Source organism: Rhodobacter capsulatus (assembly GCF_052363175.1).
In the GTDB taxonomy this organism is placed as follows: domain Bacteria; phylum Pseudomonadota; class Alphaproteobacteria; order Rhodobacterales; family Rhodobacteraceae; genus Rhodobacter; species Rhodobacter capsulatus_D.
Map to the genome: position 1 here is coordinate 2,787,385 of NZ_CP198946.1, position 14,804 is coordinate 2,802,188.

General features: G+C 66.8%; 20 protein-coding genes. 14 read left to right on the top strand and 6 right to left on the bottom strand.

The features are described from left to right. Positions 1-278: 278 nt before the first annotated feature. The 3 genes from ACTTAI_RS14640 to ACTTAI_RS14650 form a co-directional block, all read right to left on the bottom strand. The gene (locus ACTTAI_RS14640; RefSeq protein WP_444452262.1) at positions 279-866 is read right to left on the bottom strand and encodes a DUF3489 domain-containing protein; all 588 of its coding nucleotides are present in this window, start codon (positions 864-866) and stop codon (positions 279-281) included. 95 nt (positions 867-961) lie between these two features. Beyond that, complete coding sequence (locus ACTTAI_RS14645) at positions 962-1,183, bottom strand: hypothetical protein (RefSeq protein ID WP_444452263.1); 222 nt, start codon at positions 1,181-1,183, stop codon at positions 962-964. A 14-nt stretch (positions 1,184-1,197) separates the two neighbouring features. Further along, positions 1,198-1,386, bottom strand: a complete 189-nt coding sequence (locus ACTTAI_RS14650) for a DUF6900 domain-containing protein (protein ID WP_444452264.1) — start codon at positions 1,384-1,386, stop codon at positions 1,198-1,200. Positions 1,387-1,508: 122 nt separating this feature from the next. Here ACTTAI_RS14650 and ACTTAI_RS14655 point away from each other — a divergent pair, with 122 nt between their 5' ends. From ACTTAI_RS14655 to ACTTAI_RS14700, 10 genes are read left to right on the top strand one after another with little or no spacing between them, the layout of a single operon-like run. Beyond that, the gene (locus tag ACTTAI_RS14655) at positions 1,509-2,045 is read left to right on the top strand and encodes a hypothetical protein (RefSeq protein WP_444452265.1); all 537 of its coding nucleotides are present in this window, start codon (positions 1,509-1,511) and stop codon (positions 2,043-2,045) included. Beyond that, positions 1,993-4,032 (top strand): phage terminase large subunit family protein, encoded by a 2,040-nt coding sequence (locus ACTTAI_RS14660; protein ID WP_444452266.1) that lies wholly within the window; start codon positions 1,993-1,995, stop codon positions 4,030-4,032. Before ACTTAI_RS14655 ends, ACTTAI_RS14660 begins: the two co-directional genes overlap by 53 nt. Continuing rightward, complete coding sequence (locus tag ACTTAI_RS14665; RefSeq protein ID WP_444452267.1) at positions 4,032-4,244, top strand: phage head-tail joining protein; 213 nt, start codon at positions 4,032-4,034, stop codon at positions 4,242-4,244. The genes ACTTAI_RS14660 and ACTTAI_RS14665 overlap by 1 nt, the downstream gene beginning before the upstream one ends. Before the next feature lie 2 nt (positions 4,245-4,246). Continuing rightward, positions 4,247-5,758: a phage portal protein gene (locus tag ACTTAI_RS14670; RefSeq protein WP_444452268.1), complete on the top strand. Its 1,512-nt coding sequence runs from the start codon at positions 4,247-4,249 to the stop codon at positions 5,756-5,758. Next, the gene (locus ACTTAI_RS14675; RefSeq protein WP_444455779.1) at positions 5,758-7,062 is read left to right on the top strand and encodes a S49 family peptidase; all 1,305 of its coding nucleotides are present in this window, start codon (positions 5,758-5,760) and stop codon (positions 7,060-7,062) included. Before ACTTAI_RS14670 ends, ACTTAI_RS14675 begins: the two co-directional genes overlap by 1 nt. A gap of 54 nt (positions 7,063-7,116) precedes the next feature. Further along, positions 7,117-7,497: a head decoration protein gene (locus tag ACTTAI_RS14680; protein ID WP_444452269.1), complete on the top strand. Its 381-nt coding sequence runs from the start codon at positions 7,117-7,119 to the stop codon at positions 7,495-7,497. Positions 7,498-7,536: 39 nt separating this feature from the next. Further along, positions 7,537-8,559 (top strand): major capsid protein, encoded by a 1,023-nt coding sequence (locus tag ACTTAI_RS14685; RefSeq protein WP_444452270.1) that lies wholly within the window; start codon positions 7,537-7,539, stop codon positions 8,557-8,559. 7 nt (positions 8,560-8,566) lie between these two features. Next, entirely contained in the window at positions 8,567-10,330 is a 1,764-nt protein-coding gene (locus tag ACTTAI_RS14690; protein WP_444452271.1) for a hypothetical protein, read from the top strand. Continuing rightward, positions 10,327-10,641, top strand: a complete 315-nt coding sequence (locus ACTTAI_RS14695; RefSeq protein ID WP_444452272.1) for a head-tail joining protein — start codon at positions 10,327-10,329, stop codon at positions 10,639-10,641. Before ACTTAI_RS14690 ends, ACTTAI_RS14695 begins: the two co-directional genes overlap by 4 nt. Before the next feature lie 5 nt (positions 10,642-10,646). Further along, positions 10,647-11,276, top strand: a complete 630-nt coding sequence (locus ACTTAI_RS14700) for a DUF6441 family protein (protein ID WP_444452273.1) — start codon at positions 10,647-10,649, stop codon at positions 11,274-11,276. Between the two features lie 6 nt (positions 11,277-11,282). Here the strand turns inward: ACTTAI_RS14700 and ACTTAI_RS14705 are convergent, their stop codons facing one another. Next, the gene (locus ACTTAI_RS14705; RefSeq protein WP_444452274.1) at positions 11,283-11,981 is read right to left on the bottom strand and encodes a hypothetical protein; all 699 of its coding nucleotides are present in this window, start codon (positions 11,979-11,981) and stop codon (positions 11,283-11,285) included. Between the two features lie 86 nt (positions 11,982-12,067). Between ACTTAI_RS14705 and ACTTAI_RS14710 the strand changes: the two genes are divergently transcribed. Genes ACTTAI_RS14710 through ACTTAI_RS14725 form a run of 4 tightly spaced genes read left to right on the top strand, consistent with a single transcriptional unit; the run spans position 12,068 to position 14,123 of the window. Then, positions 12,068-12,490 carry an acyl-CoA transferase gene (locus tag ACTTAI_RS14710; protein ID WP_444452275.1) on the top strand — a complete coding sequence of 141 codons (423 nt, stop codon included), beginning with the start codon at positions 12,068-12,070 and terminating at the stop codon, positions 12,488-12,490. Between the two features lie 24 nt (positions 12,491-12,514). Continuing rightward, entirely contained in the window at positions 12,515-13,453 is a 939-nt protein-coding gene (locus ACTTAI_RS14715; RefSeq protein ID WP_444452276.1) for a phage tail tube protein, read from the top strand. A 2-nt stretch (positions 13,454-13,455) separates the two neighbouring features. Continuing rightward, positions 13,456-13,893: a hypothetical protein gene (locus ACTTAI_RS14720; protein ID WP_444452277.1), complete on the top strand. Its 438-nt coding sequence runs from the start codon at positions 13,456-13,458 to the stop codon at positions 13,891-13,893. Further along, positions 13,890-14,123, top strand: coding sequence for a DUF7697 family protein (locus ACTTAI_RS14725; protein WP_444452278.1), 234 nt, complete (start codon positions 13,890-13,892; stop codon positions 14,121-14,123). The genes ACTTAI_RS14720 and ACTTAI_RS14725 overlap by 4 nt, the downstream gene beginning before the upstream one ends. Before the next feature lie 14 nt (positions 14,124-14,137). On the opposite strand, the gene ACTTAI_RS14730 is transcribed toward ACTTAI_RS14725, so the two are convergent. Both ACTTAI_RS14730 and ACTTAI_RS14735 read right to left on the bottom strand, forming a co-directional pair. Beyond that, positions 14,138-14,428 (bottom strand): helix-turn-helix domain-containing protein, encoded by a 291-nt coding sequence (locus tag ACTTAI_RS14730; protein ID WP_076367822.1) that lies wholly within the window; start codon positions 14,426-14,428, stop codon positions 14,138-14,140. Next, positions 14,425-14,766, bottom strand: coding sequence for a type II toxin-antitoxin system RelE/ParE family toxin (locus tag ACTTAI_RS14735; protein ID WP_444452279.1), 342 nt, complete (start codon positions 14,764-14,766; stop codon positions 14,425-14,427). The genes ACTTAI_RS14730 and ACTTAI_RS14735 overlap by 4 nt, the downstream gene beginning before the upstream one ends. Positions 14,767-14,804: the final 38 nt, after the last annotated feature.

Sequence of the window (14,804 nt, forward strand, 5' to 3'; positions counted from 1 at the left end):
AAGCTGGTATCAGACACAACAAGGCTATTGTACTGTTGCCACTTTTCGTTCACCTGCCGAGAAGCGAGAGTTTTTCGCTTTTCTCTGACGCCAATCGAATTGACCGCGCGATAAGATAAGCAACGACTACCTGCGCGATTGTCGCAACCATCACAACCGCCGAAATAATTGTTCCCCAGATTTGGATGGTCTCAGAAACTGTGTAGCCGGGCCCAAACATGGTCAGGTCACCTCTTTGACGTGTGACGAATCTGTTTCTGAAGCACGGTAACACGTGCTCAACTGGAAACGTAAGGACCACGAACATTAATGATCCGATATACCGTCCCCCTGCCCTCGACCTTCTCGGCGGTGATGGGCAGGCCCAGCTTCTTCTTCAGCGCCCCCGAGATCGAGCCCCTGACCGTATGGGCCAACCATCCGGTAGCCTCGACCATATCGGCGACTGTCGCACCCTCGGGTCGCTGAAGCATCGCGATGATCTGCGCCTGCTTGGTTCCAGCGCGGATGGCGACGTGTTTTGCCGTTTCGGTGTCGTCGGGCGTCTGTTGCGCTTCCTGCTTCGGCTTCGCCTTCCGCGCGCTGGCGACGGCGCTGGCCACCAGCGGCTCGATGCCGATGGCCTCCAGCCCGGACTCGGTGGCGATCAGCGTGGTGCCGTGGCAGTCGCCGGTCTCGCGCCACATAGGCTCGCCGCGGCGCAGGTTAGCCTCGACCTCCTCGAGCCAGCCGCGGGCGATCATCTTGCCGACCACCATCTTGGCGGCAGCGCCCACCAGCCCATTGGGCAGCGGCAGGGCGAGGTTCCCCGGCCGGGTCGCGGCGCGGGACAGGATCAGGGATTGGGTGTCGAACGGGGTGGTCATCGGGGCCTCCGGGCGCTTAGGCGCGCGCAGTGCGCGCCTTCTACGGAGGCAAGCCCCGTCGTTGGACGGGGCGGCCGTCGCGCCACGTGGGCGCGTCAGGCGGCGTGTTCGCCTTCCTTGAAGGCGCTGTCGGTGACCTGGCGCAGCAGGCCCGCGTAGTGCTTCAGCGTGCCCACATGCCCCCAATGGACCTCGTCGGGGTGGGTCTCGAAGTGGTCGTCGCTGAGGGCCGTCAGGCGCTCCAGCATCACGTCGATCTCGGCCTTGGCGGCGATGAAGGCGTCGAGGGCTTTGTCGGTGTTGCAGCGGTTGGTCATCGCGCAGCCCTCGCTCAGCGGCGGGCCGCGGCGAGGCCCGCGGCATAGGCTTCAGCGAGCGCCGCGCGCATCGCCCAGACGGCAACGTCGTGGAAATCAAGTCCATCGCTCATGCGCGTATCCAGTGTCTCGACGAAGAAGTGGCGCTTGGCGATGTCGAGAAGGAGCGCTTCGGGGGCGGTGTGGGGGAGGGTCTGGGTCATGATCCGGTCTCCGATCCGGGGTGAAGTCCTGATCCGAGAGTCGCTCTTGCGGGAAGTATAATCAACGAAAACCGCACAGCATTCCCATTTATATTCAATATCTTGATCAGGATTCCCGCGCCATGAAGGGCATGAGCGAACGCGAGTATGCGGCGCATTCCGGCCTCTCGCGCGGCGGGGTGCAGAAGGCGCGCAAGAACGGGCGGCTGGTGGTTTATGACGACGGGTCGATCAACGCGGCGGCCTCGGATGTGCGGCGGGCGGAGATGACGGATCCCGACCAGCAGCGCCGGTCGCTTGGTGGTGACGGGTTGGCCAGCGGCCCCGGCGACACGACATCCTACATCAAGGCCCGCACGGCGCTCACGGTCTATGCAGCACAGGAACGCCAGCTGGCCGTGCAGAAGAAGAAGGGCACGCTGGTCGACCGCGCACGGGCGGAAACGCTGGTGTTTCGGCTGGCGCGGCAGGAACGGGACGCGTGGGTGACCTGGCCCGGACGGGTGGCGGCGCTGATGGCGGCGCAGATCATGGCGGAGGTGGAACGACAATCCGGGGCATCGGTGATGATCGAGACCGCGATCCTGCAGAGGGTGCTGGAAGCCCATGTCAGAGAGCAGCTCGACGCCCTCGCCGATCTTCGGGTCTCGCTCGGATGATGACAACGACCTGACGGAGGGTCTCGACCTCGGCTTCGACGGCGCCGAGGATCTGCTCCGGGTCTGGCGGCAGGGGTTGCGTCCCGATCCGGACCTGACGGTGTCGGAATGGGCGGATGCGCATCGCTGGCTCGGCTCGCGCGCGTCGGCCGAACCGGGGCGGTATCGCACCGCGCGCACACCCTATCTGCGCGAGATCATGGATGCGCTGTCGCCCAGCCATCCCGCACAGCGCATCAGCTTCATGAAAGCGGCGCAGGTGGGCGCGACCGAGGCCGGGAACAACTGGATCGGCTTCGTGATCCACCATGCGCCGGGGCCGATGCTGGCGGTGCTCCCCACGGTCGAGATGGCAAAGCGGTCGTCGCGCGGCAGGATCGACCCGCTGATCGCGGAAAGCCCGGCGCTCCGCGAACGGGTCAGCCCTGCCCGGTCGCGGGACGCCGGGAACTCGATGCTCTCAAAAGAGTTCCCGGGCGGCATCCTCGTGCTGACCGGGGCGAATTCGGCGACGGGCCTGCGCTCGATGCCCGCGCGCTATGTGTTTCTCGACGAGGTCGATGCCTATCCGGCCTCGGCTGACGAGGAAGGCGACCCGGTTACGCTGGCCGAGGCCCGGACCACCACCTTCGCGCACCGGCGCAAGGTGTTCATGGTCTCGACCCCCACGATCCGAGGGCTGAGCCGGATCGAGCGGGAGTTCGAGGCCTCCGACCAGCGGCGTTACTTCGTGCCCTGCCCGCATTGCGGCGCGATGCAGTGGCTGCAGTTCGACCGGCTGCGCTGGGCGAAGGGGAAGCCTGAAACCGCTGCCTACCACTGCGAGGGGTGTGAACGGCCCATCGCCGAGCACCACAAGACGGAGATGCTGGCCAAGGGCGAATGGCGCGCGACAGCGGTTTCCAAGGATCCGAAGGCCATCGGCTTCCACCTGTCGGCGCTCTATTCGCCCTTGGGCTGGAAAAGCTGGTCCGACGTCGCACGGGAATGGCTGGCGGCCCAAGGTTCGGACGAGACGCTGCGCGCGGCGCGCAACACGCTTCTGGGCGAGACATGGGTAGAGTCTGGTGATGCGCCGGAATGGCAGCGACTGGCGGATCGGCGCGAGGCCTGGAAGCCGGGCACCGTGCCGATGGCCGGGCTGTTCCTGACCGCGGGCGCTGACGTCCAGAGGGACCGGATCGAGGTCGATGTCTGGGCCTGGGGCCGAGGCCTCGAGTCCTGGCTCGTCGATCATATCGTCATTCCGGGCGGGCCCGACGATCCGGCGGCCTGGGACAAGCTGACGGCGTTACTTGGCCGGTCGTGGCAACATGCCAACGGCGCCTTCATGACAGTGGCGCGGCTCGGCATCGACACCGGCTACGAGGCGGCAGCGGTCTATGCCTGGTCGCGCAAGGTCGGGTTCGAACAGGTCGCGCCCCTGAAGGGGCTTGAGGGCTTCAACCGGGCGGCCCCAGTCTCTGGCCCGACCTTCGTCGATGCGACGATCGGTGGCAAACGCCTGCGCCGCGGCGCGCGGCTTTGGTCGGTGGCCACGGCGACGTTCAAGACGGAGACCTATCGCTTCCTGCGGATCGAGCGGCCGTCGGACGAGGACCGCGCGGCCGGGGTTCCGGATGCCCCCGGCACGATCCACCTGCCCGGCTGGGCCGACACCGAATGGCTGAAGCAGCTGGTGGCCGAGCAGCTGGTCACGATCCGCAACAAGCGCGGCTATGCCCATCAGGAATGGCAGAAGATGCGCGAACGGAACGAGGCGCTCGACTGCCGGGTCTATGCCCGCGCCGCCGCGTGGATCCTCGGCGCAGATCGCTGGGACGAGGCGACCTGGCGGCGGCTTGAGGCTCAGGCAGGCGTGGAAACGCGCCTGCCGGTGGCCGTGGCGGCCGAAACCGCACAGGACCCGGCCCAGCCCAAGGCTGGAACCCTGACCGCGCCGCGCCGGAAACGGCGGGCCTACACGCCCAACTTCATGAGGGACTGATGGATCTCGACCGCATGCAGGCCCTGCTCACGGCACTGCAGGAGGCCCGCTTCGCCGGGCTGCGCAGCGTCAGCTACGACGGCAAGACCGTGACCTATGGCTCAGACGCCGAACTGGCGGCGGCCATCCGCGATCTGGAAGCCCGAATTGCCACCGCCGCAGCCACGCCACGGCGTCGTCGCTGGGGCACCGTCGCGACCAAGGGGCTTTGACCATGGTCTTCGACGCCTTCCGCACGCGGCTCGGCTCGATCATCGGCGGGTTTGATGCGGCACAGTCCCATCGGCGCATGCGCGGGTTCCGCGCCACCCGCGCCCATGTGAACACGCTGATCGCAGCCTCGGGCGAAACCATCACCGCCCGAGCGCGCTGGCTCGTGCGCAACAACGGCTATGCCGCGAACGCCGTCGATGCCTTCGCGAACCATGTCGTCGGCGACGGGATCAAGCCCTCGTCGAAGATTGCGGACGCGGCGAAGAAGGAGGAGCTGCAAAAGCTCTGGCTCGCTTGGACGGATGAAGCCGATGCAGAGGGGCTGACCGACTTCTTCGGTCTGCAGCGCCGGGCGGCGCGCGAGGTGTTTCTGGCAGGCGAGGTCTTCCTGCGGATCCGCATGCGGCGGGTGGAGGACGGGCTGACCGTGCCACTGCAGCTGCAGATGCTGCCGTCAGAAATGCTGCCCCAGGACATGACCCGCGTCCTGCCCGGGGCGGGATCGATCCGGCAGGGCATCGAGTTCGACGGCATCGGGCGGCGCGTGGCCTACCACTTCCTGCGCCGCCATCCGGGCGACATGACCGACCCGGGACTGGCGGGAGAAACCGTGCGCGTGCCCGCATCGGAGGTGATCCACATTCTCGACCCGGTCGAGGCGGGCCAGCTGCGGGGCGTGTCGCGCTTCGCCGCCGCCGTGGTGAAGCTCTTCACGCTGGACCTCTACGACGACGCGGAACTGGAGCGCAAAAAGACCGCGGCGATGTTCGCGATGTTCATCACCTCCCCTGCCCCGGAAACCGCCCTCGATCCGGCCGAGGACGATCTGGAGGTGGAACCCGGCCAGGTGGTGCGACTGGATCCGGGTGAAGACGTCACGACGCCATCGACGCCGGATTCCGGGTCCACCTATGAGCCGTTCCAGTACCGCACGCTCCTGCAGATCGGCGCGGCGCTGGGCGTGCCCTATGGCTACCTGACGGGCGACACGGCGAAGGGGAACTTCTCGAACACGCGGATCGCCTTGGTCGACTTCCGCCGCCGCATCTCTGCCTTCCAGCACTCGGTGATGGTCTATCAGCTCTGCCGCGCGATCTGGATGCGCTGGATGGACATGGCGGTGCTGGCGGGGGCCATTGATCTGCCGGGCTATGCTACCGACCGGCGCGCATACCTTGCCTGTGACTGGCTCCCCACCAAGTGGGACTGGATCGATCCGGCCAAGGATGCTGCGGCCGAGATCCTGCAGATCGAGGCGGGCCTGAAATCCCGCACGCAGGCCATCGCCGAACGCGGCTATGACGCTGAACAGGTCGACCGCGAGATCGCTGCCGAACGCAAACGCGAGGCGGAGCTGGGTCTGGACTTCCGGCGGCCCGGGTCGCCTGCGCAGGCGGCGGGTGGCAGCGCAGGACAGAGCGAAGCCGAAAACCCGCAGCAGGATCAGCAGAATGCCAGTGATCAGGAAGATGATGGCGAGGACCGGCCCCCCCGGCCCGCGGAGGAGGGATGATGCACCACACCCAGATCGCGCAGCGCGTGTTCAACACTCCCCTGATGGTCGATCCCGCCAAGGCGCTGGCCTTCCTGACCGGGCTGGGGCCCCGGATCACCGGGCGGGAGATCAGCATCGAGGGGCTGGCTGTGGATCCCGACGATCAGGCCACCGCCACCCTGCCCGCCCGCGCCTCGCTCTTCGGCGATGACCTGACCAGCCGCCAGGCTCGGAACGGCGGCCAGCCCTTCGCCGTGGTGGATGGGATCGCGGTCATCGAAATCGCCGGAACCCTTGTGCATCGCGGCGCCTGGATCGGGCAATCCTCGGGGCTGACCTCCTACGAGGGGATCGCCGCCCAGCTGCAAGCAGCGCTTGCCGATCCGGCCATCCGCGGCATTGCCCTCGACATCGACAGCTTCGGTGGCGAGGTCGCAGGCGCCTTTGACCTCGCCGACCGCATCCGGGCGGCGCGTCAGGTCAAACCCGTGCAGGCTTTCGTCGCCGATCATGCCCTCTCGGCCGCCTATGCGCTGGCCTCGCAGGCCGACCGGATCGTCTTGCCGCGCACTGGCGCCGTCGGAAGCATCGGCGTGGTCGCCATGCACAGCGACATGAGCGGGGCGCTGGACCAGAAGGGGATTGCTGTCACGCTGATCCACGCCGGGGCCCGCAAGGTCGATGCGAACCCCTATCAGCCCCTGCCCGAGGCGGTCCGCGACCGGATCGCGGGTGAACTCGAGGATTTGCGCCAGCTCTTCGCCGAAACCGTTGCCGAAGGGCGCGGCCGCCGCCTCGACACAAGCCAGGCGCTCGCCACCGAGGCGGCCGTGTTCCGTGGCGAGGCGGCGGTCTTCGCCGGTCTTGCCGACGAGGTGGCCGATCCGGTCACCGCCTTCCGCGCTTTCGCCGCCGCACCCCGCGGCACAACCACCCCCAGAGGAAAGGGCCCGATGATGACCACCGCCCCCGAAGATCATGCGCAGCCTGCGGCCGCACCTGCCGCCAGCACCCCGCCGGAACCGGCCCCGCCCACGGCAGTCGCACCGCCGCAGATGGCGGCGCCCTCCGTCGAGGCCATCCGTGCCGAAGCGGCCGAAGTTGCGCAGGTCTGCGCGCAGGCCGCCCGGCTTGGTGTGCAGATCGACGCCGCCGATGCCGTCGCCAAGGGGGTGAAGCCCGAGGCTCTGCGCGCCAAGGTGCTCGCCGATCTCGCCGCCCGCAGCGATGCCGCGGGAATCATCGCCACCGCCCCGGCGGCGGGCGCGAAGGAAAGCCCCATCGTGGCGGCCGCGAAGAAATCGGCCGCCGCCTCGCGCTGACGCGCACCGCCCTGACCGGGCGCCCCCATCCCCCGAAACCGTGGAGACTGAACCATGCCCGTCCTGACGGATCCGCCCAGCATGGGCGACGTTCTCAAATATGAGGTCAACCCGAACTACACCCGCGAAACCGTGACGCTGCTGATGGGCATGCCCTATCCGGTCGGCTCGGTGCTGGGCAAAATCACCGTGAACAGCAAATACAAGCTCGCGACGGCCAGCGGCTCAGACGGGGCGCAGGTCGCAACCGCCGTACTCCTTTATGCCGTCGATGCGACGCTCGCCGATGCGGTGGGGGTCATCCTCACCCGCGGCCCGGCCATCGTCTCGCGTGCAGGCCTCGCCTATGACGCCAGCGTCGATGACGCCGCCAAGATCACCACGAAGCTCACCCAGCTCGCCGCCGTCGGCATCATCGCCCGCGACGGCGTCTGATCCTCGTCCGCCCCCGTCCCCTCACCCCCGGAGCATCCCATGACTCTCGTGCGCAATCCTTTCGACGCTGGCGGCTATTCGCTGGCCGAGATGACGCAGGCCATCAACATCCTGCCCAACCTCTACACCCGCCTCGGCCAGATCGGCCTCTTCCGCTTCGAAGGGGTCAGCCAGCGGGCGGTGATCATCGAGCAATACGAAGGTGTGCTGAGCCTTCTGCCCTCCGTCCCCCTCGGCGGCCCCGCCACTGTGGGCACCCGCGAGGGCCGCTCGATGCGCTCCTTCGCCCTGCCTTGGATCCCGCATGACGACGTGATCCTGCCCGCCGACATCCAGGGGCAACCTGCGCTCGGCGCTTTCGACGCGGCCGATCCGCTCGTCGAGGTGATGAACCGCAAGCTGCTGCTCATGCGCCGCAAGCATGCCCAGACGCGGGAATATATGGAGATGAACGCGCTGCGCGGCATCGTGAAGGATGGGGCCGGAACCACCCTCTACAACTACTTCACCGAATTTGGCCTCGCCCAGATCTCGGTCGACTTCGTGCTGGGCACCGCGGGCACGAACGTGCAGGCCAAGGTCCGCGAGGTGCTGCGCGCCATCGAGGACAACCTGCTGGGCGAGGCGATGACCTCGGTCCATGCGCTGGTCAGCCGCGAGTTCTTCGACAAGCTGATCGCGCATCCCAAGACCGAAGATGCCTACAAGTTCTACGCTGCCACCGGCGCCCAGCCGCTGCGCGAGGATGTGCGGCGCAACTTCCCCTTCGGCGGGATCCTGTTCGAGGAATATTCCGGCACCGTCACCCTCTCGACCAAGGCGACCGAACGGCTGGTCCCGGCAAACGAAGGCATCGCCTTCCCGCTCGGCACCATGGACACCTTCACCACCTATGGCGGCCCCGCGAATCTGCTCGAAACCGCCAACACCATCGGCCTGCCGCTTTATGCCCGCCAGCATCTCGACGAGAAGGGCCGCTGGATCGACGTGATGACCGAAGCCTCGATCCTGCCGGTGAACAAGCGCCCCCGCCTCGCCGTCCGGATCCACAGCTCGAACTGAGGTCGCCATGCCCAGCCTGACCCGGCAGATCACCCTCTCCCCCGACACCTACACCGCGATCGCCACCGGCGTGGCGCAGTGCCGGATCGCGCCGATCGGGGTGGGCGCCTTCCGGCTCCATGTGGGCTCCGCCCAGCCTGCCCCCGGCACGCCCGACCATGTCGCGGCCCGGATCGAGCCCCTGTGTCTCACAAATCTTGCGCGTGCCGACATCGTCTATGCCCGCGCCGAGACCGAGCCGGTGGTGATCGCCGTTCTCACCGGCAGCGGTGGCGCCCTGGAACTTGCGGGCTATGACGCGCTCGACGACATGCTCAAGGTGAAGTCGGTGCAAAAGAAGATGCGCGACAGCTTCACCCGGCCGCTGGCCGATCTGTGGCAGGTCACGGCGGCCGATGGTGCCAGCGCCACCATCGCGGGCGGCACGCTGACCATCGCCTCGGGCACCACGGCGGGCGCGGTCGTGGAACTTCTGTCGAAAGACAGCTTCACCATCCCGTTTCGCGCCATGGCCGGGGTGGTGAACACGCGCCATGCGAACAACCACCAGATCCTTGAAGCCGTCTCGATCGATGCGCTCACCGGCCTGCCCGATGGCAAGCACTGCTTTGGCATCGACATCGGCGGCGCGGCCAGCACCACCGCCACGCTGATGCGATACTTCAGCCAGAACGGCGGCCTGACGCCGCTTGAAAGTGCCACGGTGACAATCCTTACCACCGCGAGCGCCAGCATTCTGGAGATCGAACCCTTCTCGGACGAGGCCTATGTGCATTCCCGTGCGCTCGATGCGACCTCGGGGCGGGCCAATTCCTATGTCCGTCACCAGCAGATCCCGGACCCCTCGGCGCTTTACAAGCTGCGGCTGCGCAGCCTGAACCATGCTGCCTGGAAGGCTGTGACCGGGGCGGTTGCGGGCACGGGCGGGGTGATCCGGCTCGCCGTCGCCGCGCATGGGCTTGCGACCGGCAACCTTGTCTGGGTCGAATATCTGAACGGGGTGAGCAATGCCGGGGCGGAGCTGCGCGGCAACTTTACCGTGACGGTGATCGACGCGAACCAGATCGACCTGCAGGGCACGGTCTTCGCAGGGGCCTACATCGCGGGCTCGGGCCGGGTTGCGCTCGCCGCTGCGCCGACGGCGGTCAGCCTGCAGATGTCCTTCATCAACTGCCAGGACTATGCCGAGCTTACCGCGGAAATCACCGCCGGGCGCGGCCAGATCGTCGAGGGACAGGCGATTGCCGCGCGCACGGTCGCGGGATCGGTGGTGACGGCAACGGCGGTCGGCCCCGTCGCCCATGACGGCGCGCGCGGTTCGACCGCACCGGTGATCGTCGCCGCCCGCGCGGTGACGGCGGCCTATGCGAGCGTCGCCAGCGGCGATGTGGCCGATCTGATCACCACGGTGCAGGGCGTGCAGGTGGTGCGCCCCTGGCAGATCCCCGAACTGGAATGGAGCTCGGCCGCCGCGGCGGGCGGGATCACCAACACCACCGATGTGGTTCTGGGCGCCGCAGCCGGGGCCGGGCTGCGGCGGTTCGTGACCGCGTTGCAGCTGAAGAATGCGGGGACGGTGGCGACGGAAGTCGTGCTGAAGGATGGCTCCACTGTGATCTGGCGCGGGCATCTTGGCGCTTCGATGACGCTTTCGGAAAGCCACCAGTTCGCCGATCCGCTGCGCACGACGGCCAACACGGCGCTGAACGTCGCCTGCATCACCACCGGGGCGCAGGTCTATGTGAATGCGCAGGGCTTCATCGCGCCATGACGGTCTTTGCAGCGGCCGTCGATCGGCTCTTCGAGCACCCTGCCCTTGCGGCATCGGCGCTCTGGATCTCAGCCACGAGCGCCGAAGAGCGCCAGATCAGGGTCATCGCCCGAGCGCCCGACCGGTTGACCGACTTCGGCGCGGGGCGGTTTGTCAGCGACACGACCGTGGTAGATGTGCGGGTGAGCGATCTGCCCGCGCCGCGGCCCGGCGATCTGATCGTGATCGGCGCCGAGCGGTTCGTGATCCAGGGCGAGCCGCTGCGCGACCGCGAGCGGCTGATCTGGACGCTGGACCTGCGGCCGGAGTGAGCCCGATGAAACTGAAACTCGACATCCGGCCCGATCTGGTCGCGCTGATGCAGGAGGAAATCCGCGCGGGCGAAACGGCGGTGAGCGCGGCGATGCACGACGCAGGCGCCCGCCTGAAATCAGCCTGGCGCGGGCAGATCGTGCAAGCGGGGCTTGGTACAAGGCTTGGCAATTCGATCCGGCTTGCGACCTATCCGAAGGGCAGCGAGAGCCTGAACGCGGCAGCGCTCGTATGGTCGAACGCCCCGATAATCATCGGCGCGCATGACACGGGTCCACTGATCCGCTCGAAAGACGGGTTCTGGCTCGCGATCCCCACCCCGGCCGCGGGCAAATCCACCCGCGGCGGACGCATTACCCCGGGCGAATGGGAACGCCGCACCGGGCTGCGGCTGCGGTTCATCTATCGCCGCAGCGGCCCGAGCCTGCTCGTGGCCGAGGGTCGGTTGAACTCCAAGGGGCGCGCCGTTGCGTCGCGCTCGAAAACCGGTCGTGGGATGGCGACGATGCCGGTGTTCCTCCTCGTGCCGCAGGTCAGGCTCCGCAAGCGGCTCGATCTGGCGCGGGAGGCCAAGCGGGTGATGGAGGGCGTGGAGGGGCGGATCGTGGCGGGGTGGGTGAAGGCGAAACTCTAATGGTTATCAAGGAGGTACAATCTTCGAAGCCAAATCCCGAAAGAAATCACAGTAGGCAATGAAGTGGGTCTTGTTTTGCTGAATCGCTTGTTGTCCGAAGTGCCGCTGCACAGGCGCTTGCAGGAGGGAAGCAGCACCGTAGCCTTGCTTTAGCTGCCCATTGGCTGGTTGAATGAAATGGACCGCTGTCGCCTTGAAATCGACCTTGCACTTCTTTGAGTCGTGCGCAACGCGATTTCTGATGGCGTTCGCGTGCTTTACCAGATCCGATGTGTTCTGGAGAGCTGAGAAAGAGTGCGCTGAGAAATAGAAGTCTGCGACCTTGCGAACCCACTTTGGATCTGAAACCTTCAAGTATGACCTGTCTGGTTTGTAGTCTGGATCGAGAGAGAGAAGCTCGTAGGCGTGTTGGATGGTATCCGCCTTACCTGCCTTGAGCGTCGGTCTGTAACCATTGTTTGTCCTCGCCCCTGTCAGAAACCTGACGAGAGAGCGTTCAATGAACTCCTCCCAGCTTGCCACGACGCCCATAAATGCCAGTTCAACGACCTGGCCGACGTACTTTGGGTGTATTCCAGGGTTGTTTGATGGACGGACTTTCGTTGGCAATGCTTGCATGGCAGCGACAAGAGAAGTCGCCGCTGCGATTTCTGAAAGAAACGCATCTCGGACGTGATCAACCTTGGCAGGACGGCCGCTTGGCACCTGAACCTCTCCTTCTGGTCCGCCATTTCTCACTTTGTAACGCCAGTAGGTCTAGTATTTTCTCGATTCTCGCAGAGTAGAGTTCAATGCCCACCACCCGCGAAACCATCCTCACCGCGCTGCACGCGCGGCTCTCGCCTCTTGCCGCCCTCACCCTGCGCGACGAGGTTCTGCCCGAACGGATCCCCGCAGCCGGGCTGATCATCCTGCGCGATGGTGAACCCGGCGAGCCCGAGGTGACGCTCTCGCCGCTGCGCTACCACTACCAGCACCGGGCCGAGCTGGAGGTCGTCGTTCAGGCTGGCCCCGGCCGGGCGAGCGCCTTCGACGATCTGATCGCCGCCATCGGCGCGGCGCTGGCCGCCGACCGGACGCTCGGCGACCTGTGCGACTGGGTCGAACCCGAGGCCCCGAGCCCGGTCGATCTGCCCGTCGAGGGTGCCGCGGCGCTGAAGGCGGCGGTGATCGCTGTCGTTCTGCACTACACTACCGCCGATCCCCTCGGCTGACACCACTCACCACAGGAGAACACGATGGCACGAGCCCAAGGGGCGCGGGCGCAGATGGCGCTTGCGTTCGAATCCGTCTATGGCACCGCCCCCGCCACCGGCTTTCGCACGGTGCCTTTCGCCAGCACCTCGCTGGGCTCCGAACAGCCGCTGCTTGCCTCGGAGTTGCTGGGCCAGGGGCGCGACCCGGTGGCGCCGATCAAGGATGCCCTCACCGCCGATGGCGATGTCGTGGTGCCGATCGACGTCGAGAACTTCGGCCTTTGGCTGAAGGGCACCTTCGGGGCGCCGACCACCACCGGCACCACGCCCAAGACCCACACGTTTCAGTCGGGCAACTGGACCCTGCCCTCGATGGCGATCGAAGTGGCGATGCCCGAAGTGCCGCGCTACGCGATGTACACCGGCTGCATGGTCGACCAACTGAGCTGGCAGATGAGCCGCTCCGGGCTGCTCACCGCTACCGCCCGGCTGATCGCGCAGGGCGAGGCCATCGACACGGTCACGGCCGCGGGCACGCCGACCACGCTCGCCCTGCAGCGGTTTGGCCATTTCAACGGCGCGGTGAAGCGCAACGGGGCGGCGCTTGGCAATGTCGTCTCGGCCGAGGTCACCTATGCCAACGGCCTCGACCGGATCGAGACGATCCGCAACGACGGCAAGATCGAGGGCGCCGATCCCGGCATGGCGGCGCTGACCGGCAAGATCGAGGTGCGCTTTGCCGACAGCACGCTGGTGACCCAAGCCATCGACGGCACGCCTTGCGAGCTCGAATTCGCCTGGAGCCTTGGCGCGAATGCGAGCTTCACCTTCACCGCCCATGCCGTCTATCTGCCGCGGCCGCGCATCGAAATCCCCGGCCCGCAGGGCATTCATGCGAGCTTCGAGTGGCGGGCGGCGAAGGCCACGAGCCCGGCCCGCATGTGCACCGCCGTCCTTGTCAACACTGTCACGGGATACTGACGATGATCCGTCTGAACCTCTCGAGCCAGCCCGAATGGCTGGACCTTGCCCCGGGCCTGCGGCTGAAGCTTGCGCCGTTGACCACAGCTCTGATGGTGGCCGCCCGCGCCGATCCCGACCTTGCCGCTCTGCCCGAGGGCGCCGCGCAGGAAGAGCTGGCGCTGGCCATGGCGAAAGCCGTGGCGCGTCTGGCCATTCTCGACTGGGAGGGCGTGGGTGACGCTGAAGGCACTCCGCTGCCGGTGACGCCCGAGGGCATCGACGCCCTTCTCGACATCTGGCCGGTGTTCGAGGCGTTGCAGACCCGCTACGTCGCGCGCGGCCTGATACTAGATGCGGAAAAAAACGCCTTTGCGCCCTCGCCGACTGGTCCTTCGGTGGGGGCGAAGGCTATTGCGCCGCCTGCCAAGGCTCCTGCCCCGACTGCCCCGCAAGAGTGAACCGACCGCAAACGGTCGAGGGTGCGCAGGTCTGGGATCTGGTGCAACGCCTTGGCGGGCAGCTGCGCCTCGTCCCCGGCGCGGTGCTCGGCTGGGACATGGGCGCGGCCTTGTCGCTCGCCGAGGCGCTGGGCGTGAACAGGCTCATCGCCGCCGAAACCCTCCCCGAGATCGAGGCGGTGATGGTGCGCAGGCTCAACGAACAGATCGCCGCTCGGGCGGGCCCCTGAACGCCCCGCAGGGTTCAGGGCGCCAGCGTCCGCTGGACGATGTCGGGATCCTTGTCGATCAGCGCAAGCAGCACCCGCGCCGGACCTTCCGGGCTGCGGCGGCGCTGCTCCCAGTTCAGGAGCGTGCCCTTCTTCACCCCGATGCTGCGCGCGAAATCGGTTTGCGACAGCCCCGTGCGCGACCGGATCGATTGCACATCAGGCTCGGGCAAGTCGATCTCATGCACCCGTCCCCGCCCTTCGCCGCGGGCCTGCGCAAGCGCCTCCTTCAAGCCCTGTTCGATGCTCGCAAATGCCTCGGTCATCTCGTCCTCCTGTAACTCGCCGCCAGCGCAGCCCCGAGTTCGCGCACGATGGCCGTTTCCGAAGCCGTCAGGTTTGCCTTATCGTTCTTGGCAAAGACGGTGATCAGGAAAATCGGCGTCCCGTCGTCGGGGCTGTAGAAATGGATCACGCGATAGCCGCCGCTCTTGCCTCCGCCGGGGCGGGCGAAGCGGAATTTCCGCACCCCGCCGCCAATCGCAACGCCGGTCATCGGGTTGCGGGCGACGAAATCGATCACCTCAAGCCGCTCCGCTTCCGACATGAGGCTGCGGGCGCGACGCTCGAATTCCGGGGTTTCGACGACTGTAACGATGGCCATGGCACAATATGTGCGCCATTGGCGCATAAGTCAATGAC